The organism is Microvirga zambiensis WSM3693 (assembly GCF_016735695.1).
Classification (GTDB): domain Bacteria; phylum Pseudomonadota; class Alphaproteobacteria; order Rhizobiales; family Beijerinckiaceae; genus Microvirga; species Microvirga zambiensis.
Genome location: NZ_JAERQD010000029.1, coordinates 14,910 through 40,934, shown reverse-complemented (window position 1 = coordinate 40,934; position 26,025 = coordinate 14,910). Strand labels below are relative to the sequence as shown.

Annotated in this window: 20 protein-coding genes and 1 tRNA gene; 12 read left to right on the top strand and 9 right to left on the bottom strand. The window is 62.5% G+C overall.

The features are described from left to right. Positions 1-65 precede the first annotated feature (65 nt). On the top strand, positions 66-3,587 hold the full coding sequence (gene mfd, locus JKL46_RS20455; protein WP_201836676.1) for a transcription-repair coupling factor: 3,522 nt from the start codon (positions 66-68) through the stop codon (positions 3,585-3,587). Then, the gene (locus JKL46_RS20450) at positions 3,587-4,462 is read left to right on the top strand and encodes a serine hydrolase domain-containing protein (RefSeq protein ID WP_201836674.1); all 876 of its coding nucleotides are present in this window, start codon (positions 3,587-3,589) and stop codon (positions 4,460-4,462) included. The genes mfd and JKL46_RS20450 overlap by 1 nt, the downstream gene beginning before the upstream one ends. Here JKL46_RS20450 and JKL46_RS20445 read toward each other — a convergent pair. After that, complete coding sequence (locus JKL46_RS20445; protein WP_201836672.1) at positions 4,459-4,803, bottom strand: response regulator transcription factor; 345 nt, start codon at positions 4,801-4,803, stop codon at positions 4,459-4,461. The two genes, JKL46_RS20450 and JKL46_RS20445, sit on opposite strands and share 4 nt — an antisense overlap. Positions 4,804-4,931: 128 nt before the next feature. Next, the gene (locus JKL46_RS20440) at positions 4,932-6,743 is read right to left on the bottom strand and encodes an extracellular solute-binding protein (protein WP_201836670.1); all 1,812 of its coding nucleotides are present in this window, start codon (positions 6,741-6,743) and stop codon (positions 4,932-4,934) included. Positions 6,744-6,959: 216 nt separating this feature from the next. Here JKL46_RS20440 and JKL46_RS20435 point away from each other — a divergent pair, with 216 nt between their 5' ends. Then, on the top strand, positions 6,960-7,754 hold the full coding sequence (locus JKL46_RS20435) for an invasion associated locus B family protein (RefSeq protein ID WP_201836669.1): 795 nt from the start codon (positions 6,960-6,962) through the stop codon (positions 7,752-7,754). Positions 7,755-7,831: 77 nt separating this feature from the next. Here the strand turns inward: JKL46_RS20435 and hspQ are convergent, their stop codons facing one another. Continuing rightward, positions 7,832-8,161: a heat shock protein HspQ gene (hspQ, locus tag JKL46_RS20430; RefSeq protein WP_201836667.1), complete on the bottom strand. Its 330-nt coding sequence runs from the start codon at positions 8,159-8,161 to the stop codon at positions 7,832-7,834. A gap of 211 nt (positions 8,162-8,372) precedes the next feature. Between hspQ and JKL46_RS20425 the strand changes: the two genes are divergently transcribed. After that, positions 8,373-9,344: an AEC family transporter gene (locus tag JKL46_RS20425; protein WP_201836659.1), complete on the top strand. Its 972-nt coding sequence runs from the start codon at positions 8,373-8,375 to the stop codon at positions 9,342-9,344. A 231-nt stretch (positions 9,345-9,575) separates the two neighbouring features. On the opposite strand, the gene JKL46_RS20420 is transcribed toward JKL46_RS20425, so the two are convergent. Further along, positions 9,576-10,784 (bottom strand): UbiH/UbiF family hydroxylase, encoded by a 1,209-nt coding sequence (locus JKL46_RS20420; RefSeq protein WP_201836657.1) that lies wholly within the window; start codon positions 10,782-10,784, stop codon positions 9,576-9,578. 225 nt (positions 10,785-11,009) lie between these two features. On the opposite strand from JKL46_RS20420, the gene JKL46_RS20415 reads away from it, so the two are divergent. From JKL46_RS20415 to pncA, 5 genes are all read left to right on the top strand, one after another. After that, entirely contained in the window at positions 11,010-12,557 is a 1,548-nt protein-coding gene (locus tag JKL46_RS20415) for an ATP-binding cassette domain-containing protein (protein WP_201836655.1), read from the top strand. Then, positions 12,547-13,623, top strand: coding sequence for an ABC transporter permease (locus JKL46_RS20410; RefSeq protein ID WP_201836653.1), 1,077 nt, complete (start codon positions 12,547-12,549; stop codon positions 13,621-13,623). Before JKL46_RS20415 ends, JKL46_RS20410 begins: the two co-directional genes overlap by 11 nt. Next, the gene (locus tag JKL46_RS20405) at positions 13,620-14,537 is read left to right on the top strand and encodes an ABC transporter permease (RefSeq protein WP_201836651.1); all 918 of its coding nucleotides are present in this window, start codon (positions 13,620-13,622) and stop codon (positions 14,535-14,537) included. Before JKL46_RS20410 ends, JKL46_RS20405 begins: the two co-directional genes overlap by 4 nt. A gap of 103 nt (positions 14,538-14,640) precedes the next feature. Then, positions 14,641-15,723, top strand: a complete 1,083-nt coding sequence (locus tag JKL46_RS20400) for a BMP family ABC transporter substrate-binding protein (protein WP_201836649.1) — start codon at positions 14,641-14,643, stop codon at positions 15,721-15,723. Between the two features lie 73 nt (positions 15,724-15,796). Continuing rightward, entirely contained in the window at positions 15,797-16,447 is a 651-nt protein-coding gene (gene pncA / locus JKL46_RS20395; RefSeq protein WP_201836647.1) for a bifunctional nicotinamidase/pyrazinamidase, read from the top strand. Between the two features lie 135 nt (positions 16,448-16,582). Here the strand turns inward: pncA and rimO are convergent, their stop codons facing one another. The 4 genes from rimO to JKL46_RS20375 form a co-directional block, all read right to left on the bottom strand. Beyond that, positions 16,583-17,899 (bottom strand): 30S ribosomal protein S12 methylthiotransferase RimO, encoded by a 1,317-nt coding sequence (rimO, locus tag JKL46_RS20390; RefSeq protein ID WP_201836637.1) that lies wholly within the window; start codon positions 17,897-17,899, stop codon positions 16,583-16,585. 330 nt (positions 17,900-18,229) lie between these two features. Further along, positions 18,230-19,369 (bottom strand): glycosyltransferase, encoded by a 1,140-nt coding sequence (locus JKL46_RS20385; protein WP_201836636.1) that lies wholly within the window; start codon positions 19,367-19,369, stop codon positions 18,230-18,232. Positions 19,370-19,851: 482 nt separating this feature from the next. Then, positions 19,852-21,030, bottom strand: coding sequence for a GNAT family N-acetyltransferase (locus JKL46_RS36610; RefSeq protein WP_201836635.1), 1,179 nt, complete (start codon positions 21,028-21,030; stop codon positions 19,852-19,854). A gap of 14 nt (positions 21,031-21,044) precedes the next feature. Then, positions 21,045-21,893 carry a calcium-binding protein gene (locus JKL46_RS20375; RefSeq protein ID WP_201836634.1) on the bottom strand — a complete coding sequence of 283 codons (849 nt, stop codon included), beginning with the start codon at positions 21,891-21,893 and terminating at the stop codon, positions 21,045-21,047. A gap of 1,360 nt (positions 21,894-23,253) precedes the next feature. Here JKL46_RS20375 and JKL46_RS20370 point away from each other — a divergent pair. Next, the gene (locus JKL46_RS20370; RefSeq protein WP_201836633.1) at positions 23,254-23,943 is read left to right on the top strand and encodes a GNAT family N-acetyltransferase; all 690 of its coding nucleotides are present in this window, start codon (positions 23,254-23,256) and stop codon (positions 23,941-23,943) included. 53 nt (positions 23,944-23,996) lie between these two features. Here JKL46_RS20370 and JKL46_RS20365 read toward each other — a convergent pair whose 3' ends face one another. After that, on the bottom strand, positions 23,997-24,341 hold the full coding sequence (locus JKL46_RS20365) for a VanZ family protein (protein ID WP_201836632.1): 345 nt from the start codon (positions 24,339-24,341) through the stop codon (positions 23,997-23,999). Positions 24,342-24,706: 365 nt separating this feature from the next. Between JKL46_RS20365 and JKL46_RS20360 the strand changes: the two genes are divergently transcribed. After that, positions 24,707-24,791, top strand: a tRNA-Asn gene (locus tag JKL46_RS20360). 438 nt (positions 24,792-25,229) lie between these two features. Beyond that, positions 25,230-25,877 (top strand): sugar transferase, encoded by a 648-nt coding sequence (locus tag JKL46_RS20355; protein ID WP_201836631.1) that lies wholly within the window; start codon positions 25,230-25,232, stop codon positions 25,875-25,877. Positions 25,878-26,025 lie beyond the last annotated feature (148 nt).

Below are 26,025 nucleotides of genomic sequence, written 5' to 3'. Positions count from 1 at the left end.
TCTCTCATCCAACGAACCGGTCCGACCAGCCCGCGTTCTTGTTATCTACGATCCGATAATTCGCCATGAAGCCAGCCCTGACCCGTGCCCTCGATGCCCTGAAGAAGGGCCAAAGCCTGACGTTGTCCGGCGTGCCCGACGGCTTCGACGCGCTTGCCGTCGCCGATCTCGCACGCGGCCTCTCCGGGCAGGTGGAGGGGCCGGCGGTCCTGGTGCATGTGGCCCGCGACGGGCAGCGGCAGCAGAATTTCGCCAACAGCCTCGCCTTCATTGCGCCCGAGGTCGAGATCCTCACGTTCCCGGCCTGGGACTGCCAGCCCTACGACCGCGTGTCGCCCAACACCGCGATCACCGCGCAGCGCATGACGACCCTGGCGCGTCTGGCCCGGTCGAAGACTTCGGAGGACAAGCCGCGCATCCTCTCGACGACAGTGAACGCCCTCGTTCAGCGCGTGCCGCCGAAGGCCCGCATCGCGGCCGAAACCTTTTCCGCCGCCCCCGGCAACGTGGTCGACACGACCCAGCTGATCGGCTGGCTCGAGGCCAACGGCTTCCTGCGCACCGGCACGGTTCGGGACACGGGCGAATACGCGGTGCGCGGCGGCATCATCGATCTCTTCCCGGCAGGCCTGCCCAATCCGGTCCGCCTCGACTTCTTCGGCGACGCGCTGGAATCGATCCGCGCCTTCGATCCGGAGACCCAGCGCACGGTCGGCACCCTGCGCTCCCTCGACCTCGTGCCCATGAGCGAGGTGCAGCTCACCACCGAGAGCATCAAGCGCTTCCGGCAGGCCTATGTGGCGGCCTTCGGCGCGCCGACCCGCGACGACCGGCTCTATGAGGCGATCAGCGAGGGGCGGCGCTACCCGGGCCTCGAGCACTGGATGCCGCTGTTCCACGACCATCTCGATACCCTGTTCGATTATCTGCCCGACGTGCCGGTGGTGTTCGATGCGCTGGCCGACGATGCAGCCGGCGAGCGGCTTTCGCAGGTGAAGGACTATTACGATGCCCGCCGGGAGGCGATGGGGCAGAACCAGCCTGGTGTCGCGCCTTATCGCCCGCTGCCGCCGGATGCCCTCTACTTCAAGCCGGAGGAATGGTCTGAGCGCACCGCGAAACTTCCGCTTGCGCGTCTGACACCTTTCGCGATCCCGGAATCGCCTGGAAAGCTCGTCATCGACTGCGAGGCGCGACAGGGCCGCAACTTCATCGCCGAACGGGCGGACGAGAACGCCAACGTGTTCGAGGCCGTCATTCGCCATATCCGCGACCTGCAGGCGGCTAAGAAACGCGTGATGCTCGGCGCCTGGACGGAAGGCTCGCGCGAGCGGTTATCCCACGTGCTGCAGGATCACGACCTGCGCCAGACCAAGCCGATCGCGCGCTTCTCGGACGCGATGGCCTATCCGCGCAATGAGATCCCGGTCGGCATCTGGCCCTTGGAATCGGGCTTCGAGACGGCGGACCTCGCCGTCATCAGCGAGCAGGACATTCTCGGCGACCGTCTCGTGCGCCAGAAACGCAAGTCCAAGCGGCCGCAGGACTTTTTGACCGAGGTTGCGGCGCTTACGCCGGGCGATCTGGTCGTCCACGTGGATCACGGCATCGGGCGCTTCGAGGGGCTGAAGACCATCGAGGCCGCAGGTGCGCCGCACGACTGCCTCGAGCTGCATTATGCCGGCGGCGACCGGCTTTTCCTGCCGGTCGAGAACATCGATCTTCTGACCCGCTACGGGTCGGAAGAGACGGAAGTCCAGCTCGATAAGCTCGGTGGCGGAGCCTGGCAGGCGCGCAAGGCGCGCATGAAGCAGCGCATCCGTGAGATGGCGGGCGCGCTCATGAAGATCGCCGCCGCGCGAATTCTCAAGGACGCGCCGCGCCTGACGCCGCCGGAAGGGCTCTACGACGAGTTCGCTGCCCGTTTCCCCTATGACGAAACCGAGGACCAGCTCAACGCCATCGAGGCGGTCCTCGACGACATGGCTTCCGGCCGTCCGATGGATCGCCTCGTCTGCGGCGACGTCGGCTTCGGCAAGACGGAGGTGGCTTTGCGCGCGGCCTTCGTCGCCGCCATGGGCGGCAAGCAGGTGGCCGTGGTGGTGCCGACGACGCTTCTTTCCCGCCAGCATTACCGCACCTTCTGCGACCGCTTCCGCGGCCTGCCGCTCAACGTCGCGCAGGCTTCGCGCTTCGTGCCGGCCGCCGAGATGAAGAAGACGAAAGAGGGCCTGGCCGACGGCTCGGTCGACATCGTCATCGGCACCCATGCGCTTCTTGGCAAGACCATCAAGTTCAAGGATCTCGGCCTTATCATCGTCGATGAGGAGCAGCATTTCGGCGTGTCTCACAAGGAGCGCCTGAAGGAGCTTCGTGCCGAGGTTCACGTGCTGACGCTGTCGGCAACGCCGATCCCGCGCACCCTGCAGCTGGCCCTGACAGGCGTACGCGAGCTCTCGTTGATCACGACGCCGCCGGTCGATCGCCTCGCGGTGCGCACCTTCATCACGCCGTTCGATCCGCTTCTCATCCGCGAGGCGCTGCTGCGCGAGCGCTATCGCGGGGGCCAAGCCTTCTACGTGGTACCGCGTCTCGACGATCTCGGCGACGTGAAGGCCTTTCTCGACAAGGAGGTGCCGGAGGCGAAGGTGGCGGTTGCGCATGGCCAGATGGCGGCGGGGCAGCTCGAAGACGTCATGACCGCCTTCTACGAGGGCAAGTACGACATCCTGCTCTCGACGACCATCGTGGAATCGGGCCTCGATATCCCGACCGCCAACACGCTGATCGTCCATCGCGCCGACATGTTCGGCCTGTCGCAGCTCTACCAGCTGCGCGGGCGCGTCGGGCGTTCCAAGACGCGCGCCTATGCCCTGTTCTCGGTGCCGGCCAACAAATCGCTGACGGTGCAGGCCGAGCGGCGTCTTAAAGTTCTGCAGACGCTGGATACTCTCGGTGCAGGCTTCCAGCTCGCCTCGCACGATCTCGACATCCGCGGCGCGGGCAATCTTCTGGGCGAGGAGCAATCCGGCCATATCAAGGAGGTCGGCTACGAGCTCTATCAGCAGATGCTGGAAGAGGCGGTGGCGCAGCTGAAGGCCGGCATCGAGGAGCCGACGGAGGATCAATGGTCGCCCACCATCGCCGTCGGCGCGCCAGTGATGATCCCGGAGAGCTATATCGCCGACCTGCAGCTGCGGCTCGGGCTTTATCGGCGCCTTTCGACCTTCGAGACCGACCAGGAGATCGATGCCTTCCGGGCGGAGCTCGTCGACCGGTTCGGGCCGGTGCCGTCGGAGGTCGATCAGCTGCTCAAGATCATGGCGATCAAGGTGCTCTGCCGCCGCGCCAATGTGGAGAAGGTGGATGGCGGGCCGAAGGGCATCATCATCTCCTTCCGCGACAACTCCTTCGCCAATCCGACCGGCCTCATCTCCTATGTCACGGAGCAGGCCTCCTTCGCGAAGGTGCGTCCCGACATGAAGATCGTGTTCGTCCGCGACGTCGAGACGCCGGACGAGCGGCTTAAGGCCTCGACGACGATCCTGCGCAGCCTCGTGCGTATTGCGGAGAAGAAGGCGGCCTGATGGTGGAAGCTTGGGCCTCGATCGAAGACGGGTGCGTGGTCGGTGCGCGCGATTCCCGGAGGATCGTACCCTGGTGGAGCTTTACCAAGACGGTTCTTGCTGCTGCGGCTCTGTCGCTCGTGCGCGACGGAGCGGTCGCTTTGGACGAGCCGCTCGAAGGCAAACCCTATACCTTGCGCCATCTGCTGCAGCATCGATCCGGGCTGACGAATTACGGCGGCTTTCGCCCCTACCATGAGGCCGTGGAACGCGGCGACGAGCCCTGGCAGGTTCCGCACCTTCTGGACCGGCTCGATGCCGACCGCCTTCGCTATCCCGTGGGCGAGGGGTGGGCCTACTCCAATATCGGCTACCTGTTCGTCGCTCGGCAGATTGAGGTCGCAACGGGCGCAGACATCGGCGAGGCATTGCAGCGTCTTGTTTTGAAGCCGCTCGGTATCGAAGGCGCTTGCTTTGCGCGCACGAGGGCGGATCTCGACTCGGCGACCATGGGAAACGCCGCGGGGTATCATCCCGGCTGGGTTTATCACGGCCTGCTGGTGGGACCTGTCGAGGAGGCGGCGTATCTGCTCGATCGGCTATTCGCCGGCGACCTGCTGCCGTCGGATCTCAAGCAGGAAATGCTGTCCCCGTTGGTGCTTCCCGGTCCGGTGCCGGGGCGACCCTGGGCCATCCCGGGATACGGCCTCGGCGTCATGACCGGACAAACGACAGGTGGTCTGAAGGTCGTTGGACATACGGGAGGCGGACCGGGCAGCACGATTGCCGTCTATCGGAAGCAGGAACAAGGGAACACGCAGACAGCCGCGTATTTCCGGACGAGCGAAAATGAGGCCTGCACTGAAGAAGAGGCTTTTGCCTTGCTGAGGGACTAGAAGTCGGGTGACGCGACTGTCCGAACGCCGAGTTCGTTCTGCAGCATCGTCGCGGCTCCTGCCACCCCGCCCGTGATGATGACAGGGGTGCCGCTCTCCGCCATGTTCTTGCGCAGACGACGGGCGAGGCCGAGGAAGCGCCGGCGCTCCGCCCATCCGGCATGGCGCGGCATCTGCAGCACCACCGCCGCCGGGCTCGGGATCAGGGCCAGGACGTCATCGGCGGTCTCGAAGGGCGTCGTCACGCTCGCGTATCCCATGCCGGCGAGCTCTGCGGACAGAGCGCTCTCGGGAGCACGCTCGCCGTTATCGACGACGAGGACCTTCGGCATTCCATTCATGGCGATACCCTGCGATGAGACGCGACAGTGAGACAGGAGGTGTTCACCAACGTCGAAGCAGAGCATTAGTTTCACGGGCTACATGAACGCAAGCTCAACAATATGGAGCCGAAACCGGAAGGATGCCGCTATTTCGGCTGCCTCCACCAGGTGTCGATATTCGTTCCCATCAATGGCGTCTTCTCCGGGCGCCGGAGGTCGCTGCTATAGGCAAGCCATTGATCTTTCAGATAAAACAGGGGGACAGCATAAAATCCTGACAGCAGCGCACGGTCGAGGGCGCGAACGGCCGATACGAAATCGTCCCGGCTTCTCGCCTCCAAAAGGGCGTCGAGGAGCCGGTCGATGGCAGCTGAGGTAATCCCGGCGTGGTTGAGCGACCCACTCCTTTGCGCCGCCGCCGAGCCCCAGCGGTTGCGCTGTTCGTTGCCGGGAGAGGGTGTCCCGGGCCAGAGCCATTGCACCATGTCGAAGTCGAACCGGGCGAGACGGCGCCAGTATTGCACGTCGTCGACGAGGCGCACGCGCGCCTGGATGCCTATACGGCTTAAGGATTGCGAGAAATTGAGCGCGAGCCGCTCCTGCTGGCGGGAATTGACGAGCATCTCGAAGGCGAAGGCCTCTCCGGTTCCCTTCTTGCGCAGAACGTCGTTGTCGAGCGTCCAGCCGACTTCGGAGAGCAGGGCGAGGGCACGCCGTGCCATCTCCCGGTCCCGGCCCGATCCGTCGCCGGCTGGAGGCTCCCAACGGCCTTCGAGGATGTCCGGCCGGACGGCATCGGGGAAGGGAGCCAGCAAGGCACGTTCCCGATCATCCGCCGGTCTGCTGGCGGCGGCGAGATCCGACCCGGAGAAATAGCTGTTCGAGCGGGTCAGCTGACCGAAATACAGGTTGCGGTTCACCCAGTCGAAGTCGAACAGGTAGGTCAGGGCCTCGCGCACCCGAATATCCGCGAAAAGCGGTTTGCGCGTGTTGAAGACGAAGCCGTTCATGCCCTTGGGGACCCGGGTGGTCATGGTCTCCCGGACGATGCGGCCGTCTCTGACTGCCGGGATGTCGTAGCCCGTTGCCCATTGCCCAGGATCGCCCTCGATCCTGAAATCGTAAAGTCCTGCCTTAAAGGCCTCGAACAAGCTGTTGGCGTCGCGATAGAAATCGTAGCGGATCTCATCGAAATTATAGAGGCCCCGGGTGACCGGCAGATCCTTGCCCCAATAGTCCTCGCGGCTCTTTAGCACGACCCGCTCGCCCGGCCTGACCTCGGTCAGGGCATAAGGGCCGGAGCCGATAGGTGGGGCGAGCGACGTCTTGTCGAACGTCTCAGGGTTCGTCGCATGCGCCGGAAAGATCGCCATCGTCCCGATGATCAGGGGCAATTCCCGGTCGTTCGAGCCGGTCAGATCGAACCGGATCCGGTGCGGGTCGAGGATCTCGACCGCTTTGACCTGGCCGAAGCTCGACCGGTGGAACGGCTTTCCGTACTTCTTCAGCATCTCGAACGAGAAGCGCACGTCCTCGGCGGTCAGCAGATGGCCGTCGGAGAAGCGGGCGCGAGGGTCGAGGTGGAAGGTGATCGAACTCCGATCCTCAGGCATCTCGACCGAGCGGGCAACGAGACCGTAGACGGTGAACGGTTCGTCCGTGGAGCGCAGCATCAGGCTCTGGAGCACGTAGCGCGGCACCACATCGGGAGCGACGCCGAGCACGATCAGCGGGTTGAGGCTGTCGAAGGTGCCCTGGAGCGCCAGCGTGATTCGTCCGCCTTTCGGGGCCTGCGGATTCGCGTAGGGCAGGTGATCGAAATCGGGCGCGAGGGAGGGCTGCCCATGCATCGCGATGCCATGCCGCAGCGTCTCCACCCCCTCTGCGGAAGCGAGGTTATGGCCCGACAAGGCGAAGGCAGCACAAAACAGCAATTTCCGTATAAGCCAGCGGCCCATGACGTTCCCGGTACGAGACGATGACTCTAGGGGCAATGTTGTACAGAAAATTGCCCAGGGTGACTGGAAACCTAGCACGCGAAAGGTTAAAGGAGCGCCACACGTCTTGTCTTCGCCACATTCGGCAAGGATTTGACCACGTCATCGCAGGTTAAGAACGCGCCGGATAAACGGCCTATTCGAAAGCCGGTCTTTCGACTGAAGAGGATCAAACATATGTCTTTCGCGACACGCTTCGCGAGCCTGGGGGGGACCCGTGGCCTGGCGACCGCCTTGGCTCTTCTGGTGAGCGCACCCGTTCTGGCTCAGACCGCTCCGGCCCAGCGCCCGGCCGCGCAGCCGGCCCGTCCCGCCGCTCCAGCCCCGCAGCAGCCCGCTCCGGGCGCTGCTCCGGCGCAGCAGAATGCCGGCCCGACCGTCGTGCAGGTGAAGGCCGAGCCGTCCCAGCCGGAATGGACCAAGGTCTGCGGCAAGGACCAGAACACCAACACCGAGATCTGCTACACCACCCGCGACTTCGTCTCGGATCAGGGTCAGCCGGTTCTCGCTCTCGCCGTCTATGACGTGAAGGGCCAGCAGCCGCAGAAGGTCGTCCGCTTCGTGATGCCGCTCGGCCTGCTGCTGCAGCCGGGCCTGCGCTTCGCCGTCGATCAGGGTCAGGCCACCCCCGGCCGCTATGTCATGTGCCTGCCCAACGGCTGCTTCGCCGAGGCTCAGGTGAAGGACGACTTCATCGCCGCGATCAAGAAGGGCAGCAACCTGAACGTCAGCGTCCAGAACCAGATGGGCCGCGAGATCACCTTCGCCGTTCCCGCCGCCGGCTTCGGCAAGGCCTTCGACGGTCCTCCGATCGATCCGAAGGTGCTCGAGGAACAGCAGAAGAAGCTTCAGGAAGAGCTGCAGAAGAAGAGCGAAGAGATGCGTCAGAAGATGCTTCAGGGCCAGAGCGGCACTGCTGCTCCCGGCGCTCCTGCTCTTGGCGCTGCGGCTCCGGCTGCCCCCAAGCCGTAAGGGCTTGCAGCAATCGGCAAACAGAAAACGCCGGGCCAACAGCCCGGCGTTTTCTTTTGAGTCCAAGATGGAAATTCTCAGTTGGCCAGGATCGGATGGGCCTTGTAGCTCCCGTTCTTATCCCGCGTGAACATTTCCGAAATCATCGGATTGCGCAGGGGCTCGCCGGAATGGTCCGGCAGCAGGTTCTGCTCGGAGACATAGGCGATGTACTCGGTTTCCGCGTTTTCGGCGAAGAGGTGATAGAAGGGCTGGTCCTTGCGGGGCCGGACCTCCTCGGGAATCGACAGCCACCATTCCTCGGTGTTGTCGAATTCGGGATCGACATCGAAGATCAGCCCCCTGAAATCGAACACCCGGTGCTTTACCACTTGGCCGATCGCGAATTTTGCTAAACTCGCTTTCATGGTCTTAACTCCTTGATCTTCATATAGAGATCCTGGCCGGATTCTCCAAATCGGCGCCTCTCACGATGAGGAGAGCGGGGCGGTACCTGGGCGGGAGCCCTGCGTTCTAGGAAAGCTGGCCTTCCAAAAGCTGGGATTGTCGCAAGGTTGGAACCTTGCCAGAACAAGCTGTCATTTCAGGCCTGCCAATTCCTTCCATTTGGAGACGCCGATGTCCGATCTGGTCGGGCTGTTCAACCTGCTCGTTCCTTTCTTCGGCCTGATCGGGCTCGGCTTCTTCTGCGGCAGGGTGGTGAAGCAGCCCGAGGCCGGGCTCGCCTGGATGCAGTTCTTCCTGATCTACGTGGCGCTGCCCTGCCTGTTCTACCGGCTCATCGCCGACAAACCGCTTAACGAGCTGGCCAACTGGCCCTTCATCGCCGCGACCACGTTTTCTACGGCTTGCGCCTTCGTGCTCTCCTTCGCCACCGGCTGGCGCTACACGCGGGACATGGCGCAGTCCGTGGTGCAGGGCGTGGCCGGGTCCTATTCCAATATCGGCTATATGGGGCCGCCGCTGATCCTGGCGGCGATCGGCACGGCTGCCAGCGCTCCGGTCGTTCTGATCTTCGTCTTCGACAACCTGTTCCTGTTCTCGGTCGTGCCGCTTCTCATGTCGATGGCGGGACTCGACAAGCTGACCCTGCCGGCGACGATCCGCCGGATCGTCTGGCGGGTCCTGACGCATCCCTTCAACGTGGCGACCGCCGCCGGGATCGCGGCGAGCTATCTGCATCTGCGGCTGCCGCAATCCCTCGATCAGATCGTGACCTGGCTCTCAGGAGCGGCCGCGCCCTGCGCCCTGTTCATCCTCGGCGTGACGGTGGCCCTCAGACCCATGCGGCAGATGCCGGGCGAAGTGCCGATCCTGGTCTTCATCAAGCTGATCCTGCACCCGCTTCTGGTGTGGGTGGTGCTCTCGGCCGTGGGCGATTTCGGGCCGGCCTGGACCTATGCGGCGATGATCATGGCGGCCCTGCCGCCGGCCCTGAACATCTTCGTGATCTCGACGCAGTACAATGTGGGCGTGGAGCGCGCCTCCGCCTGCATCCTCATCGGCACGCTGGTGTCGATGTTCACGCTGACGGGGATTCTCTACCTCACCACCAAGACCGGCGCGTTGCCCTACGACCTGTTTCCGTAAGCCTCTCATGTCATCACCTCCCCGGACTTGATCCGGGGATCAGTGCCGGTGATCCCAATTGAACGAGGTGCGGCGCTTCTCCGTATCGAGATGGCCGGGACGAGCCCGGCCATGACGTGAGGAGGTGTCATCCCCGGCGAGCGAAGCGCGGGAAGGGGATCCACGATCAAGCACAGCGCCATTGGATTCCCTTCCCCTCCGCTGCGCTCCGGCCGGGAATGACACGAGGGCTTATGCGGAACCCTCTCCCCGCATCAGCCGGGGCACGCCGAAGCGCGGGAGCACGCCCTCGCGCATGACGATCCGGCGTAAGGGACCGATATTGCTGAGCGCGAGAAGGCCTGCGCCGCGCAGGAAGTCCGTGGGGAGCATGCAGGTCAGAAGCGTTCGGTTGAGCCCGTCCACAGCGGCCGTGCGCAGGCGGACGTCGAGGTCGCGGCTGCGCTGATAGCGGTCCAGCGTCTCGTTCGATCCCGGATCCTGCCCCGCGTCACGCCCATCCACCACCGCGTCCCTGAGAGACGCCACATCGCGGAAGCCGAGATTGAGGCCCTGTGCGCCTATCGGCGGGAAGACGTGCGCGGCCTCGCCGACGAGGGCGAGGTTCTGCGCCCGGTAGCGATTGACCGAGAGGCCGCTCATCGGCACGAGCCCGCGCGGGCCGTCGATGCGCATGGCGCCCAGATGCGACTGCGCCTGCCGTTCGATGGCGAGCGCCAGGGCGGAATCGTCGAGCTGCGAAAGCCGTTCCGCCTCGCTCTTGCTCGTCACCCAGACGAGGCTCGAGCGGCGACCGGGCAGGGGAACGAGGGTGAAGGGTCCATGGCGGGTGTGGAACTCGGTCGAGGTGTCCCGATGCTCCCTGTCGTGCGCCAGAATGACGGTGACCGCGGATTGCGGATAGGACCATGTCTGGGTTTCGATCCCGGCGATCTGGCGCAGCTTCGAATTGCGGCCGTCGCCCGCGACCACGAGGCTGGCGCGGATCGTCGTGCCGTCGGCGAGCGTGAGACGGGCGCCGGCCTCATCGGTGTCGAACCCGGTCGCGAAGGCCGGAACGAGGGTCAGGTTGGCGACGGCGCGCGCCGCTTCGGCCATCGTCTCGACGAGAGCCACGTTCTCGATGTTCCACCCGAAGGCGTCGAGGCCGATCTCCCCCGCCCGGAAGGAGGCCGGCGGCGGGCGGAACAGGCTGCCGGTATCGTCGACGATGCGCATCGTCTCGAGGGGCGCGGCGTTGCCGGCCAGCGCCGGCCAGACCCCGAGCGCTTCCAGGAAGCGCACCGAGCCGTTCAGCAGCGCGACGGTGCGGCCATCGCGGCGCGTATCGAGCCCGCCGATGAGCACGGTATCGAACCCGTCGCGGGCAAAGGCGATGGCGGCGCTTAAGCCGACTGCTCCGGCACCGACCACGGCAATGTTATAGGTCCTCTCGGTCACGGGGCTTTCACCATCAGGTTGTGGACGGCTTGCTCACTCACAGTAAAGCACGGATTCGCCATTGCCGACCGGCGCGCCGCCTCCCTATGATCGATCCACAGGGGAGAGCGTACCGCCCGGCACTTGCCAAGATGACTTGCCAAGGTCACTTGCCAAGTTCGGCGCGGGCCGTCATCCATGTGCATATTCCTATCCAGCTGCAACCCTTAAGTCAGAGACGCTTGTGTGAAGGCAGACGTATCATCCTCGGGGCCTCCCCTCGTCGAGCTTAAAGGGATCAGCAAGCGCTATGGCGATCTTCTCGCCAATGACGGGATCGATCTTTCGATCGAGCCGGGGGAAATCCACGCGCTTCTCGGAGAGAACGGAGCCGGCAAGTCGACGCTGGTGAAGATCCTCTACGGCGTCATCGAGCCGAGCGCCGGCGAGATCCGCTGGGAGGGCCGTCCGGTCTCCATCGGCTCGCCGGTGGAGGCACGAAATCTCGGCCTCGGGATGGTTTTTCAGCATTTCTCGCTCTTCGACGAGCTGACGGTGGCCGAGAACATCGCAGTGGCGCTTTCCGGCGACTGGGATCTCGCGACCGTGCGCGGCAAGCTCGGAGAGATCAGCCGCACCTATGGTCTGGCGCTCGACGCCGACCGGGCGGTCTGGACCCTGTCGGCGGGCGAGCGGCAGCGCATCGAGATCGTCCGCTGCCTGCTCCAGAACCCGCGCCTGCTCATCCTTGACGAGCCGACCTCCGTGCTCACCCCGCAGGAAGCGGAGCATCTCTTCACGACCCTCGATCGGCTCTCGGCCGAGGGTTGCTCGATTCTCTACATCTCCCACAAGCTGGAGGAGGTGCGCCGCCTTTGCCGCCGCGCCACGATTCTGCGCGCCGGACGCGTCGTCGCGACCATCGATCCACGCGCCAGCAGTGCCCGCGAGATCGCAGCGCTCATGGTCGGCAGCGAGGTCGGCGAGATCCGCACCGATGCGCCGCACCACCCGGAAGGCGAGATGCTCAAGGTCGCGTCTCTCAACCTGCCGCCTGCCGGAATGCACGGCCAGTCGTTGCGGGACATCGACCTGACAGCCCGGGCCGGCGAGGTCGTCGGCATTGCCGGCATCGCGGGCAATGGCCAGACCGAGCTGTTTGCGGCGCTCTCGGGCGAACGGCTCGCGGGCGGGCCGGATGCCGTGGTCATCGCCGGCAGACCGGTCGGTACGACGGGGATCGACGGCAGGCGCCGGCTGGGCGCGGCCTTCGTTCCCGAGGAGCGCCTCGGCCATGCGGCGGCGCCGACCCATCGACTGAGCGAGAACACCCTGATCTCGCATGCTGCGGCGGAAGTCAGCCGCTCCGGCTTCATCCTGGTCAATGCCGCGAGGCGGCTCGCCCGCACGATCGTCCAGAGTTTCGACGTGCGCACACCGGAAGGCGATCCGCAGGCGCGAAAACTCTCCGGCGGCAACCTGCAGAAATTCGTGATCGGCCGCGAGATCATCCGCAAGCCGAAGCTGATCGTCGTCGACCAGCCGACCTGGGGCGTCGATGCCGGCGCAGCGCGCCTCATCCGCCAGGCTCTCGTCGATCTCGCCCGACAGGGCAGCGCCGTCGTGGTGGTGAGCCAGGATCTCGACGAATTGTTCGAGGTGGCCGACCGGATGGCCGTGATCCACCAGGGAACATTGAGCCCGCTCAAGCCCATCGGGGAATGGACCAAGGAGGCCGTGGGCCTTGAAATGCTAGGCGTCGCGCAAGCCTCCGGAGGCGTTCATGCGGTTTGAGCTGACGCCTCGCCCGAACGTATCGCCCGTGATGCGCGCGCTCGCGCCGGTCGCGGCCTTCATCACGGCCTTTCTCATCGCAGGCCTCGTCATCTGGCTCATGGGGCGCTCGCCTGCCGCCGCCTTCGACGTCTATGTGCTTCAGCCGCTCAGCGATCCGTGGTCGCTGCAGGAACTCGTCGTAAAGGCGACGCCGCTGGCGCTCATCGCCATCGGTCTGTCCTATTGCTTTCGCGCCAATCTCTGGAACATCGGCGCCGAGGGGCAATACGTCATCGGCGCGGTGCTCGGCAGCTGGCTTGCGCTGAAGACCCATGGCACCGAAGCCGGTCTGTGGGTGCTGCCGCTGATGCTGCTGCTCGGCATCATCGGCGGCGCGCTCTGGGGATTGATCCCGGCCTTTCTCAAGACGCGCTTCGGCGTCAACGAGATCCTCACGAGCCTGATGCTGGTCTATGTGGCGCAGCTCGTGCTCGATTATCTGGTGCGCGGCCCCTGGCGCGATCCGAAGGGCTTCAACTTCCCGCAATCGGTGACCTTCGACCCCTCCGCGACGCTGCATCCGATCTTCGAGGGCGGCCGCGTTCACTTCGGCGCCCTGTTCGCGCTCATCGCCGTTCTGGCGACGGCGGTGATCCTGGGGCGCACCCTGTTCGGCTATCGCCTGAAGCTCACCGGCGACGCGCCGCGGGCGGCGCGCTTTGCCGGCTTCAGCTCCAAGTCGACCACGATGGCGGTTTTCGCGATCTCAGGCGGTTTGGCGGGACTTGCCGGCATCACCGAGGTTTCGGGCCAGATCGGACAGCTGCAGCCGTCGATCTCTCCCGGCTATGGCTTCACGGCGATCACGGTCGCCTTCCTCGGCCGCCTCAACCCCATCGGCATCCTGATCGCCGCTTTGGTGGTGGCGCTGACTTTCATCGGCGGCGAGAGCGCGCAGATCCTCTTGAAGCTGCCGCTCGATCTCACCCAGGCCTTCCAGGGCATCCTGCTGCTCTGCGTTCTGGCAGGCGATGCGCTCGTCAGCTACCGGATTCGCTTCGTGACACGGGGAGGGGGCAAATGACCACTTTCGAGGCCATTCTTCTCACCATCGTCACCGCCTCCACCCCGCTGCTGATCGCGGCCCTGGGCGAACTCGTGGCGGAGCGCTCGGGTGTGCTCAATCTCGGCGTCGAGGGCATGATGGCGATGGGCGCCGCCTGCAGCTTTGCCGCCGCCGTGACGTTCGACTCGACGCTTCTCGGCGTCGGCGCTGGAATCCTGGCGGGTGCGCTGATGGCGTCCCTGTTCGCCCTGGTGGTGCTGGGCTTTGCCGCGAACCAGGTCGGATCCGGGCTTGCCCTGACCATTTTCGGCCTTGGTCTCTCGGGCCTGATCGGCGCTCCCTTCGTCGGCGCACGGCGAGATCCGGTGGCCCATATCGACATTCCGGGCTTGAGCGATATCCCCGTCATCGGCCGCCTGTTTTTTGAGCAGGATCTCTTCGTCTATGCCTCCATCGCGCTGACGATCCTGGTGGCGATCTATCTCACCCGGACCCGCTCCGGACTGACCCTGCGCTCCATCGGCGAGAACCACACCTCGGCCAATGCGCTCGGCCTGCCGGTCTGGCGCGTGCGGTTCTGGGCGATCCTGTTCGGCGGCGCCTGCGCCGGCCTGGCGGGGGCCTATCTCGCGCTCGTCTATACCCGCTTCTGGTCGCCCGGCATGACGGCGGGACGCGGCTGGATCGCCCTCGCCCTCGTGGTCTTCGCGGCCTGGCGACCGGGCTGGCTTCTGGTCGGAGCCTACATTTTCGGCGCCGCGACGGTGCTGCAGCTCCATGCCCAGGCCGCCCAGTTCGGCGTGCCGCCCCAGGTCCTGTCGGCGGTGCCGTATCTTGCGACGATCCTTGCCCTGCTGCTCCTCTCCCTGCGCCATGGCAGGGCCATCGGAGCACCCGGTTCCCTCGGGGTTCCGTTCGTGCCTGACCGATGAGCAAACTGGTGTTAATCTGACCAAAGTGTAGGCAGAGGAATTCTTGCCAGAAGCCTTAAGACCTGCGACGGAATGTTTGAAATCAAACCTCGAGGGAACGAGCATGTTTTCAGGGAAAGTCTTCGGAGCCGTGGCGGGAGCGGCGGTTCTGGCTCTGTCCGCGACCGGCGCATTCGCGCAGGCGAAGGACAAGATCAAGGTCGGCTTCATCTATGTCGGTCCCGTCGGCGACTTCGGCTGGAGCTATCAGCACGATCAGGGCCGCCAGGCCATCGAGAAGGCCTTTCCGGGCAAGGTGACGACCACCTTCGTTGAGAGCGTGCCGGAGGCCGATTCCGAGCGCGCCATCGAGCAGCTCGCCCGCACAGGCCACGACCTGATCTTCACGACCTCCTTCGGCTTCATGGAGCCGACCGTGAAGGTCGCCAAGAAGTATCCGAACATCAAGTTCGAGCACGCCACCGGCTTCAAGCGCGCGCCGAACCTCTCGACCTATGCGGCGAAGTTCCACGAGGGCCGCTACATCACCGGCGTGATCGCCGGCAAGATGACGAAGTCCAATGTCATCGGCTATGTGGGCGCCTTCCCGATCCCGGAAGTGATCTCCGGCATCAACGCTTATTTCCTCGGCGCGCAGTCGGTGAACCCGAACGTCAAGATCAAGGTCGTATGGGCCAATTCCTGGTATGACCCCGCGAAGGAAGGCGATGCCGCCAAGGCGCTGCTCGACCAGGGCGTCGACATTCTGGCCCAGCACACCGACAGCCCGGCTCCGATTCAGGCCGCCGAGGCCCGCGGCCGCTTCGGCTTCGGCCAGGCCTCCGACATGGAGCGCTTCGCCCCGAAGGCGCAGCTGACCGCCATCACCGACAACTGGTCCGACTATTACGTCGCCCGCGCCAAGGCGGTTCTCGACGGCACCTGGAAGTCGGAAGACACCTGGGGCGGCATCGACGCCCACATGGTCGTGATGACGCCCTACAAGAACATGCCCGACGACGTGAAGAAGATGGCCCAGGACACCGAAGCCGCCATCAAGGCTGGCACGCTCAATCCCTTCAAGTGCCCGGTCATCGGCCAGGACGGCAAGGAGATCGAGTGCAAGGGCAAGGGCGCCCTCTCGGACGAGCAGGTGCTCGGCATGAACTTCTACGTGAAGGGCATCGACGACAAGATCCCGCAATAAGCGGCAGTGACATCGTCGGCATATTCAGGGGCAGCCGAGCGATCGGCTGCCTTTTTCTCGTCAAGGGATGGCCATGGCCGAACAGGCACCGATCATGCCGGGCGAAGGCGACATCCTGATCGTCGTGGACGTTCAGTACGACTTCCTGCCCGGCGGCGCGCTGGCGGTGCCGGACGGTGATGCCGTGATCGCGCCGATCAACCGTCTCGCTCAAGCCTTCCGCCATGTCGTGCTGACGCAGGACTGGCATCCCGAGGGACATGCCTCCTTCGCATCCACGCATCCCGCCAAGCAGCCCTTCGAGATGACGGAACTGCATTATGGTTCCCAGGTGCTGTGGCCTAACCATTGCGTTCAGGGAACGGAGGGGGCGGAGATCTCGCGTGATCTGAAGATCCCGCATGCCCAGCTCGTCATCCGCAAAGGGTACAATGCCGGAATCGACAGCTATTCAGGCTTCAAGGAGGCGGACCGCGAAACCTCGACCGGTCTCGCAGGCTACCTGAAGGAGCGCGGCTTCAAACGGGTCTTCTGTGTGGGGCTCGCCTTGGATTTCTGCGTCGCCTGGACCGCGCTCGACGCGGCCGAAGCCGGCTTCGAGACCCATGTGATCGAGGATGCCTCCCGGGCCATCGACACGAACGGGTCGCTTGAAAAGGCGAGGCAGGAGATGGCGGCGGCGGGCGTTCGCATGATCACGAGCGACCGGGTCGTGGGCGCTTGAGCAGGTTTTGAGACATCCCCTCGCCGTCATGGCCGCACTTGTTGCGGCCACCCACGTTTTCGGACCGCAACGCTGCAAAGACGTGGGTCCCCGGGACGAGCCCGGGGATGACGGCGTCGAGGGGCCTAAGAATTCTTAAACCACCGACCCATGCAGGTCGTACTCGTCCGAACTCTCGATCTTCACGTTGACGATCTCGCCCGGCTTGAGCGGCGTCTTCGAGGCCACGTAGACGGCGCCGTCGATCTCGGGGGCGTCGTACTTGGTGCGGCCGGTGGCCACCGTCGCGCCCTGCTCGTCGATGATGACGGGAAGCGTCCTGCCGACTTTCGACTTGAGGATCTTCGCGCTGACCTTCTGCTGGGTCTGCATGAAGCGGTGCCAGCGCTCCTCCTTCACCTCCGGCGGAACCGCGCCGTCGATGTCGTTGGCGGGCGCGCCCTGGACCGGCTCGTACTGGAAGCAGCCGGCGCGGTCGATCTTGGCGTCCTTCAGCCATTGCATCAGGAAGTCCACATCCTCCTCCGTCTCGCCGGGGAAGCCGACGATGAAGGTCGAGCGGATGGCGAGGTCCGGGCAGATCTCGCGCCACTTGCGGATGCGCTCCAGGGTCTTCTCCTGGTTGCCGGGGCGGCGCATGGACTTCAGGACGCGCGGCGAGGCGTGCTGGAACGGGATGTCGAGATAGGGGAGGATCTTGCCCTCCGCCATCAGCGGGATGACCTCGTCCACATGCGGGTAGGGGTAGACGTAGTGCATGCGCACCCACATGCCGAGTTCGCCGAGCTCCTTGGCGAGCTCGAAGAAGCGGGTGCGGACCTCCCTGTCCTTCCACAGGCTCGGCTGGTACTTGATGTCGAGGCCGTAGGCGCTGGTGTCCTGCGAGATCACCAGGAGCTCCTTGACGCCGGCCCGGGCGAGCTTTTCGGCCTCGCGCAGCACGTCGCCGATGGGACGGCTGACGAGATCGCCGCGCAGCTTCGGGATGATGCAGAAGGAGCAGCGGTTGTTGCAGCCCTCGGAGATCTTCAGATAGGCATAATGCCGCGGCGTCAGCTTCACGCCCTGGGGCGGCACGAGATCGATGAACGGGTCATGGGCGGGCGGGGCCGCCTCGTGGACGGCGGAGACCACAGACTCGTAGGCCTGCGGGCCGGTGATGGCGAGCACGTTAGGGAAATGCTCGCGGATCTGCTCCGGCTCGGCGCCCATGCAGCCGGTGACGATGACCTTGCCGTTCTCGGCCATGGCATCGCCGATGGCCTCGAGTGACTCGGCCTTGGCGCTGTCCAGGAAGCCGCAGGTGTTGACGATCACCACGTCCGCCCCGTCATGCTCCTTGGTCAGCTGGTAACCTTGGGCGCGAAGCTGGGTGATGATGCGCTCGGAATCGACCAGGGCCTTGGGGCAGCCCAGGGAAACGAACGAGACTTTCGGCGCGGGAGCATTCATCCGCAAAAAATCCAATCTTCCATCGAAACTGACAATCCGGAGGTGCCCGCCTAAGGCCGCGTCTATCGCGAATTCTGGCCGGAAAACCCGTCGACCGAGGGCAGGGACTTTTGTCGCCTGGATCGATCCAGCGCCCAGCGGCGCCCCAACACGACAGGGGCACGCGACTTAGGACGCGGGCGTGCCTTTACTACACCGGGTCGGTCTTTACAACATCCGGTCTTGACGCGGATCCATATCTCCGGCGCTGCTTGATCGCAGGAGACACAAAGCGCGGCCGTGCCACGTCGGCTGGAATGGTAGGGCCTGGCTTCCCTGATGAGCCCGCGATCAAGCCTGAGACGTCGGCACCCAGCGTCCGTCGCCCCCTGCAGCCTCGCGGATGACGGCCGCGAATTCCCGCTCGTAGATGCTCGCCACAGCGCTGCCGCTGTACCTGGCACCTTCCGACTTCAACGAGGCCTTATCCACCTTCGCGTCGAGCGCCGCGAGCATTTCCTGCGCCAGGGCTTCGGGAGAATCCTGCTCGGCAATCCGTCCGTAGCGCCCGAAGCCGACCAGTTCGAGGGTACCCATCGAGGCTTTCGTGACGACGACCGGGCAGCCGACGTAGAAGGCCTCGATGATGACCGTGGGCAGCGCCTCCCATCGGGAACTCAGCACGAGGGCAGAGGCGGAAGCCAGAAAAGGGAAGGGGTTGCGGAACCCCGGCATATCCATGTGATCCTGCAGCCCCAGCTCACGGGCTTCCTGCTCCAGCTCCGGCCTGAGCGGGCCGTCGCCGAGGATGATCAAGCGAGCAGGCCGTTGGGCGATGACGCGAGCGAAGGCTTGAAGAAGCAGGGAGTGGTTCTTCTGGCTGACCATTCGTCCGATGTTGAGAAACACCGGTATGTCGTCCGCCATCCATGGATGGTTGGGATCCTGGGCGGTCAAGAGGTCGATATCGTCTCCGATCACGGCATTGGGCATCACCGACAACGGAAGATCCTGCCGCCGCGTGAATGCGGCTACGGAGAGCAAGCTGCTCTGATCGACGCAGAATATGCGAGCGAAGCGGCTATAGACCCATGGCGTGATCATGTATGCCATTCGCGCGGCGAATTGCTTTTTCTCGACGTGATAGACGGCGTTCATGTCGCCATGCTCGATTGCGATCATGGGCAGCTGTCGAAGGACCTTGCCGGCGAGTGCAGCCAGAACGTTGGCTGCGGCCATCGCCGATACCAGGATGTCGGGACGAGAGGCGCGCAGCGCGCGAATGAGCTTCGGCAGACTCAAGGCGGCGCGGCCGGTTCCCAATTCCGTAATGCGAACGGCAGGGGAGACGAGGGCCTCGCAAGGCCCAGTGCGACGGACGACGATGAGTTCGACGTCATGGCCTCTCGCCACCAACGCGTTCGCGAGCATCACATGGGCCCGCTCGCCTCCACCTCCGTCCAGGCTGTTTATAAAAAGTGCGATCCGCATGACGCCGTTTTGTCCCCTGCATTCATTTTCACCGCAATTTTCTCGCGATGGTCCTGCCATGCGAATTCTGCGGAAGTGATGTTTCTTCAACGGCGTCGCATATGATTTTCGTATCAAGGAATTGGTTCGGAGCCATCTCAGCGGAGTTTCTATCGACACCAATCAGCTCCATCCCATACCAGTTCTTGTGCTTTGGAAATCTGCCCGTTTTCCGCTGCCGCATCTGTGAGCAAGGACGTTTGCATCATGGACATACCAAGAGCCGTTTGTCCGCAGCTTTCCGATTAATATGAAAAATCAATGCATTACCATTACTTTGCGCAAAGCCCTTGTTGGAGCTGTCACGCAGTTCGGAGCGATAGCTTACCCTCGCCGACGGGCTCCGGATTAGTGAAACTTGGTGGTAGAGAGTGCGTAGAGGTTGTAATCGCCGCTCGGGCAATGGCGTCGAGCGGACCTCCGAAATGCTTCTCTCCTCATAGTCATAGAACGGGGCCTTCTGCTCCCTTCAGAGGAGGGGCTGCCGCTTTGCTGAGTATGCCTCGACCGCGAAATGAAAAGGCATTCGAACGACTCTCGATAATTCGCGCGAAATGAGAGCTTGCGTCGTGAAGGAGCGTGAGCATCCCTGGCAGCGATGTCGGATAATATCGGAGCGTCACTCGGTTCATCGACTTGGCAGCCCAGGTTTCGTGCCAAGCCTCGGCCTCACCGAGAAAATGATGTCCGAGGAGGCCCTCCGCCTGGCCATGCTTGAGAGCCTCGTGACTCAACAGCAACCCGGGCGAGCAGTTGGCGAAGCGCTCATCGTAACCGATCTTGAGCTCCCATGATTTTCCGCCCCACACGACATCGATGCGGACGGCCGCCGTTGCTTCACCGATCGTCATGAAGCCCAGGCGTAGCGTGCCCTCGCGAGCCATCCGGTCGCAGTACATGCGAAAAAACGAAGCGCGTTGTGCGTCGTAGCGCAGGCCCGTTGCGGCCCTTCCTTTCCATCCGGAAGACTCGACCCGAAAGAGCTCGTCGAGAAGCTCAGGAAGCTCGTCGGTCGATGGCCTCAGGATGTTGAACCGAACGGGGCCATGCTTTTCGGCTGCCTTGCGTTTGCGCCTCAGCGTGCAGCGCCGACTTGACGACATGCGCCCTTCAAGATCGCCCCTTGGATCGTCGAACGGCACGAATGAATCCTTGCTGCCGCTCGCCGCCACCATTCTCAAACCGGCGCCGGAAAACGTTCTGAAACACTGGTCGTCCTGACACTCCGCGATAACGCCTTGAAGGATGAAAGGGTAGCGCAGTGCTTTCAGGGCCTTGAACAAAAGCTGCAGATGGCGCTCGTCACGGGCAATCAGCCGCTGCGGCTCGGCCAGCATGTAGTCGAGGCTTTCCAATCGATGTGTGAAGCCGTAGCGCCGGAGTACAAGAGGCGCGACGGCCTGAAGGACGCCTGCCTCTTGTACGATTACAACGCAGAATCTATCGTCGCGATAGGTTTGAGCCGCCGTGATAATCCATTCAAACTGCGCCATAGGCCATGGAATATCGCGGGCCAGCGCATGCCACTGCTCTTCGAGTGCTTCAAGCCGTGGCAGCTCGCCGATCACCTCGACCTTGGCTGACTTGTCAGCCCTGGATATGGAGGAGCTCTCTTCCTGCACCTGACGACTTCCGGTTAGATGATGAAGAGGTCCTTGTGCGTCATGTCGAGGCCCTTCGACAGCTTCGCGATGGCCTGCTGATGGGCTCCGCCTGTGCCGTCGGGGTCATAATAGAGATAGCCGGTGTTTTCGTTGTAGATGACCCGGTCGCTTGCGTCGTGCGCCTCAGACCCGATCCAAAAGGCGCCTGCCTTCAGGGCGCCTTTCGGGCCCACCTTGGTGAAGACGGATCGGGCAAGTTGGATGGTGTCGTCCCGCACGGAGAAATCGGTAATCGTGTCCAAATTCGCTTTGATGGGTGAAACATCAAAAACGAACCGGTCGTTGCCCTTTCCACCGGTCAGAATGTCTTGTCCGTACTCTCCGTACAGATAATCGTGTCCCGATCCACCACTCAGCTTATCGTTTCCGCGACCGCCAAAGAGACGGTCGTTGTTGTCTCCGCCGCTCAGGTAGTCGTTGCCGCCGTAACCCTTCAGATAGTCGGCTCCGGACGACCCATACAGGCGATCGCGTCCTGCATTTCCGAAAAGCCAGTCGTTTCCGGTTCCACCATTGATCGTTACCGCTCCGTACGTGAAGCGGTCGGAAGTCATGTCGATCAAATCATTGCCGGTTCCGCCGAAGAATTGTGTGACGTTGACCAGCCGCGGAGTGTCATAACCTTTTACATCAAGAAAAATGACGTCGATATCCGCTGTGCCATAGATCGTATAAAGATCACTGGCTCCGCCCCAAACGAGATTATTTGAGATGCCTGCTACTTCGCCTCCGGGAGGGCCGCTTCTTGGCGGGTCGCCCGGGCTGCCAAGATCTCCCCAAGGGTTGAGATTGAATGTACCACTCCAACTAAGATACTGCATGGTGCTAGCCTCGTTCAGAGCTGAGCGCTGAGAAGTGCCGAGCGCCCCATTTCGGCAAACAACTAAAAGTCAGCAGCATTCTCCAGGGTAAAAGCTTCAGCCTGCCCTGCAGATACACAGCATGAGAAAGTATATTGATAATAGCGAGTGAGAAAAAATAGCTCTTAATAGGATATAAGCTCTACCTCAACATAGAGGTGGACCTAATACTTAGTCCCCTTCGCTAACTCCATCGGCCAGTCGCAGCATTTCGTTGGCCATTGCGCTTTACTATCGGGCAGCCAATTTGTTCCCTGCCGAATAGTCTAAACGGGGATGTCATTGTGGGTATGAAGACCTAGAACATCGCATCCAAAAGTGGACCTACTTTGGGATTCAATCCGACGCTCCACTCTTTGAAGAGCGCAAAAAGCCGTTGCTGATCGGTGAGCCTCCGGCGTGTCGGATTAAGGCGATTCAATAGTTTCCATTGAGGAACGGAAGCCACGCGTCGTCGTCAGACGTGTGCTCCGTCATTGGCGTCGCCCGCTTCGCGGTATTATCATGAGAAGCCGATTTTCCAGAGACCTGGATCAGGCGATAAACCGTTGCTTGACAGGCGTTCGAGCGGGCTGGGCCCACCAGTCATTGCCCGCGTCGCACGCTGCGAACCAATGAGCATTGCAAGACGCTTCAGACATCGTGAACTTGCGCTAAGCGGAGCGTTCCGCCGCGGTTCTCAGAGAGGCGAGGAGAAGGCCGGCCAAAAGGGCCAGAAAACTTCCGCCGAAAGGAGCCCCCGCAAGCGCAGGAAGTATCCCGTAGGACAAAAGCGTTACGAAAGTGATAGATCCGCCCAGGAGGGCAGAAGCCAGTAACAAGACCATCCCAATCCTCTGTGCAGTCGCCCCACTACTATGAGGTAATCCCTATTCGACTGTCCAGTCGGAATACGCAGAAATGCTTGCAGGTAGATTTTCCTGTCGATCCGTGCGCACGGGTCACGGATCCCGGCGTTGAGATATGACAATCTCCGTTCCTAGGAGACGCCCGTCCGCTTAACCTGTCCCAAACAGCCAGACGATTTTCGCGCCTGTGCGGTATTCAAAGCCCTAACAACTCCAACAAGGCCAAGTCCGCCGCAGACGCCCGTCAATCATTCCATTTCAGCTGCGGGTCTCGGGCGACCGGCCGTCAGCCTGGTGTTACCGCTGAAGATCATCTGACGTGATCGCAACCGATGGCTAGGCTTAAGGGCTTGATGCTGCGGCAGGCTGTGTCCAGGATTTTCTCCCCATTCGCCGCGGCGCAGGATTGCTGGATCTGAGCTTTTCGCGGGTTCCGGATCAACGGCGTGGTTCGGTAGCAGTTAGGAAGCGACATGCGTTTGTGGCTGAGGAGGGCGTATGGCGGGCTACGTCGCTATCTCGTGTATCATGGCATTGCCTATGCCGTTCTTTATGTTGTCTACCGCTATGCCAACAGCATTGTCACAATGCTCCTTCTCCAGATCGTCACGCTGGAGCGCGGCGATATGGACTGGAGCTTGGTGACAGACCTCGATGAGCGTTGGAAGTTCCTGGGCTTCGACGAACTTGGGCTCTTAGCAGAGCAGGATCCGTCGCTTGAGCTGGATGCCGGCTTCCTTTCCGCAGCTTTCGATCGAGGGGACCGATGCTACGGTTTTGTCGAGAATGGAATATTAGGCGCCTATGCCTGGTATGCGACGCGCCCGACACCTGTCTCCGAGCAGCTGACGGCACATGTCCAGCGGGACTATATCTATATGTACAAGACCTTTACGGCGATGGCCTTCCGAGGCCGGCGGCTCTGCGGCACCGGAGTCGCTCAAGCTTTCCGGGCTCTGACAGGCGAGGGAAGCTGTAGAGGACTCGTCAGCTATATCGAGATACACAATCAACCGTCGCTGAAGGCGCTTAAGCGGATCGGCTTCAGGACCATCGGGAAGGCACTCGTTCTGGGACGGGATCTGCCGCGCTTGTCCTATTCCAGCCCCGGCGGGAGAAATCTGTTCCGCATCGCCATCGACTCTTCAAAAATGTCGGATTAAGCCAGCAGGAAGGCCTGTCGTCTGGCGACAGGAGACGCCTTCGCTGGGCGTCTTTAGGGCAATTGTTTCCAGCGGGTCGCAAACGTGGCGAAGGCCGCTCCGAGAAGAACCCCCGATACCTTCACCAAGCCGTCCGGAAGGCGACCATGGCGACCCGGAACGTGATTCTGGGCGATCTCGAGGAGGCCGACGGCCGCTATCAGCAGGACGAGGATGGAGAGCCGATGTCTTGGATAACCGAGGCAGAACGCGGCTCCAATGGCGACGAAGGCGGCAACCCGCTCCAGGTTGGCCGGCGCCCCGGTCATGGGCCGCAGCTCGATGGGCGAAAGGGTGAAGACCGCGATGGCGCCGATGAGAAGCCATGCGACGCAACGAAAGAAGACTTTAGGAGTCATGTGAACGATCTAACCGATCCTCCTGCAAACGGGCATGGCTCTTTTGGACTGTTCATCGGTCAGATCGATCCGCAACGATGGCGCGCGAACAGAGCCAGCGAGCTCAAATAGGGTAATACATCCATTTTCACGTGCGGCTTCACCGGTGCCACAGCGCAAAAGAGCAGTCTTCAACCGGAAATCCTCGCGGCAGATCGCGGGCAGAAACATTCATGATTTGGAGTAATTCATAATAGCTAAGATCACAATCTTGCTATTGGGAACGGCCCGATAATAGATTCTTAACGAGGCGATCGGCTGTAAGCACACAACATAGTGAACTATACCGTTGCAGTCAGTTGCCGGCCAGAAAACACCGCGTACGATCCCAGATGGCGAAATTGGAAGACGCAGCGTGCTGTTGACGCGCCGCCGCAAGGCGTGGGGGTTCGAGGCCCTCTCTGGGAGCCACCTTTTCGTAAGTACCGCACATGCCGGAACAGAATCGACAACGCGCGCTACCCGGCGCTCAAGACCGCTCTGTCGGTCTTCGCTCGTCCCCATCCGGAGAAATGGGTGAGAGAGGCATGACGCACGAGCGATCCTACCGCCGGTCCGATCAGAACAGCTACCGCCACGAAACCCCAATATGCTGTCATGTCGCGTGATCTGCCGGAGGTGAGAGAGTCCGCCCGATCTATTCAGGGCTACTTCATGAGGATCTTGCCCGATCGCCATCGCGTTCAGAACGGCTCCGACCCCTTAAGTTGTAATGCCGTTGATTGCTTGTTCAGCCCCGTACGAAGCAACTAGATTCCGGCATCAGCGAACCAAAGTGCTTAAGCGCCGGTTGCCCGGCACTCTCTCCCATCGACCAAAGTACTCTTGCATTTGTACTGGATGTAATCGATGCATGAAGCAACCCAAATTCTTCGTTTGAAGCTGACTGGCGGAGATTCCAAGCGAATCTTCGACTTTATCGTAAGTGCTCTCGCCATCCTCCTCCTGTCGCCGCTCATGATAGCGGTCTATCTCCTGATCCTGATAACCGACGGCGGGCCCGCGGTGATCAAGCACATGCGTCTGGGCCCTTCAGGCACCGTGTTTCCGTGTCTGAAATTTCGAACAATGGTCGTCGATGCGGCCGATGTGCTGGCACGCCACCTCGAAAACGACCCGGAGGCCCGGGAGGAATGGCTGCAGAACCACAAGCTGCAGAACGATCCTCGTATCACGCCGCTCGGAGCGATACTGCGCAAGACCAGTCTCGATGAGCTTCCCCAACTGTTCAATGTCCTGTTGGGCCACATGAGCCTGGTCGGTCCGCGGCCCATAACATCTGCGGAAGTCCCGCACTACAACAAGGCAATGCATCTCTATTATCAGACCCGGCCCGGAATAACCGGTCTCTGGCAAATCAGCGGGCGAAACAAAGTCTCGTACTCGCAGCGTGTGAAGCTCGACGAGGACTACGTTAAGAACTGGACCTTCAGGCGCGACATCATGATTCTCCTGAAAACGGTGGTCTGCGTGATCAAGATGGACGGATCCTGCTGACGAAAAGCCCAGCTTGCAGCTCTCCAAGCCCGGAGCCGAGTAAGCTCCGGGCTTGATCGCGAGTAAGCATCATTCGGCCAAGCGCCCCTTCGCTGCAGTGAGACCGGGATCCAAGGGAAACATCAGTCCATCCAGCGGCGCGGATGAG

Excerpts from the sequence above, each read along its gene's own strand:
- JKL46_RS20440 (WP_201836670.1), bottom strand. The coding sequence starts at position 6,743 with ATGGGCCGCTGGCTTATACGGAAATTGCTGTTTTGTGCTGCCTTCGCC.
- JKL46_RS20355 (WP_201836631.1), top strand. The coding sequence starts at position 25,230 with ATGCATGAAGCAACCCAAATTCTTCGTTTGAAGCTGACTGGCGGAGAT.
- JKL46_RS20400 (WP_201836649.1), top strand. The coding sequence starts at position 14,641 with ATGTTTTCAGGGAAAGTCTTCGGAGCCGTGGCGGGAGCGGCGGTTCTG.
- JKL46_RS20445 (WP_201836672.1), bottom strand. The coding sequence starts at position 4,803 with ATGAATGGAATGCCGAAGGTCCTCGTCGTCGATAACGGCGAGCGTGCT.
- JKL46_RS20365 (WP_201836632.1), bottom strand. The coding sequence starts at position 24,341 with ATGACTCCTAAAGTCTTCTTTCGTTGCGTCGCATGGCTTCTCATCGGC.
- JKL46_RS20425 (WP_201836659.1), top strand. The coding sequence starts at position 8,373 with ATGTCCGATCTGGTCGGGCTGTTCAACCTGCTCGTTCCTTTCTTCGGC.
- hspQ (WP_201836667.1), bottom strand. The coding sequence starts at position 8,161 with ATGAAAGCGAGTTTAGCAAAATTCGCGATCGGCCAAGTGGTAAAGCAC.
- JKL46_RS20410 (WP_201836653.1), top strand. The coding sequence starts at position 12,547 with ATGCGGTTTGAGCTGACGCCTCGCCCGAACGTATCGCCCGTGATGCGC.
- JKL46_RS20370 (WP_201836633.1), top strand. The coding sequence starts at position 23,254 with ATGCGTTTGTGGCTGAGGAGGGCGTATGGCGGGCTACGTCGCTATCTC.
- pncA (WP_201836647.1), top strand. The coding sequence starts at position 15,797 with ATGGCCGAACAGGCACCGATCATGCCGGGCGAAGGCGACATCCTGATC.
- JKL46_RS20375 (WP_201836634.1), bottom strand. The coding sequence starts at position 21,893 with ATGCAGTATCTTAGTTGGAGTGGTACATTCAATCTCAACCCTTGGGGA.
- mfd (WP_201836676.1), top strand. The coding sequence starts at position 66 with ATGAAGCCAGCCCTGACCCGTGCCCTCGATGCCCTGAAGAAGGGCCAA.
- JKL46_RS20405 (WP_201836651.1), top strand. The coding sequence starts at position 13,620 with ATGACCACTTTCGAGGCCATTCTTCTCACCATCGTCACCGCCTCCACC.
- rimO (WP_201836637.1), bottom strand. The coding sequence starts at position 17,899 with ATGAATGCTCCCGCGCCGAAAGTCTCGTTCGTTTCCCTGGGCTGCCCC.
- JKL46_RS20435 (WP_201836669.1), top strand. The coding sequence starts at position 6,960 with ATGTCTTTCGCGACACGCTTCGCGAGCCTGGGGGGGACCCGTGGCCTG.
- JKL46_RS20450 (WP_201836674.1), top strand. The coding sequence starts at position 3,587 with ATGGTGGAAGCTTGGGCCTCGATCGAAGACGGGTGCGTGGTCGGTGCG.
- JKL46_RS20385 (WP_201836636.1), bottom strand. The coding sequence starts at position 19,369 with ATGCGGATCGCACTTTTTATAAACAGCCTGGACGGAGGTGGAGGCGAG.